Origin of the sequence: Deinococcus pimensis DSM 21231, from assembly GCF_000519345.1 — a bacterium.
In the GTDB taxonomy this organism is placed as follows: Bacteria; Deinococcota; Deinococci; order Deinococcales; family Deinococcaceae; genus Deinococcus_A; species Deinococcus_A pimensis.
Genome location: NZ_KI912657.1, coordinates 66,376 through 67,294, shown reverse-complemented (window position 1 = coordinate 67,294; position 919 = coordinate 66,376). Strand labels below are relative to the sequence as shown.

The following is a 919-nucleotide window of genomic DNA, read 5'->3' as shown; positions in this document are numbered from 1 at the left end:
CGCTGCACGGGGTTCGCGCCGAGCGCGCCCGTGACGGCGTCCACGGCCATGAGGGCGGCGGGCAGCAGACCGCCCGTCCAGACGGCGGGCACGAGCCACCCGAGGAGACGCCCGCGCCGGGCGGCGACGCTCAGAAGTTCCTCCGCAGGTCCATGCCCGCGTAGAGGGAGGCCACCTGGTCGGCGTAGCCGTTGAAGGGCAGGGTGGGGCGCCGGGCGAAGTCGCCGATGCGCCGCTCGGTCGCCTGACTCCAGCGCGGGTGATCCACGGCGGGGTTCACGTTCGCGTAGAAGCCGTACTCGTCGGGCGCGGCGAGGCTCCACGTGGTGGGCGGCATCTCGCGGGTGAAGGTGATGCGCGCGACCGCCTTGATGCTCTTGAAACCGTACTTCCAGGGCACCACGAGCCGCAGCGGAGCGCCGTTCTGGTTCGGCAGGGGGCGCCCCTGCAGGCCCGTCGCGAGGAGCGTGAGGGGATGCAGCGCCTCGTCGAGGCGCAGGCCCTCCACGTACGGCCACGGGAGGACGTCGCTGAGCTGGCCCGGCATCCGCTCGGGATCGTGCAGGGCGGTGAAGGCGACGTAGCGGGCGGTGGAGAGCGGCTCCACGCGGCGGATGAGCGCGCCGAGCTCGAAGCCGGACCACGGCATCACCATGGACCACGCCTCGACGCAGCGCATGCGGTAGATGCGCTCCTCGGGCGGGAACCAGCGCGTGAGGGTATCCACGTCGATCCGCTGCGGCCTGCGGACGAGGCCGTCCACGACGACCGTCCAGGGACGGGTACGGAAGTCGGCCGCCTCGCGGGCGGGGTCGTCCTTGCCGAGCCCGAACTCGTAGTAGTTGTTGTAGGTGGTGGCGTCCCGCCACGGGGTGATCGGCTCGGACGTGTCGTACGGTCCGAGGGGTCGGGGCCTCGC

At 72.4% G+C, this 919-nt stretch carries 1 protein-coding gene; it reads right to left on the bottom strand.

What is annotated here, in order from left to right; translation table 11 throughout:
• Positions 1-130: 130 nt before the first annotated feature.
• Positions 131-919: protein-methionine-sulfoxide reductase catalytic subunit MsrP (msrP, locus tag DEIPI_RS0116545; RefSeq protein ID WP_027482502.1), on the bottom strand; the 789-nt coding region annotated here is incomplete at its 5' end.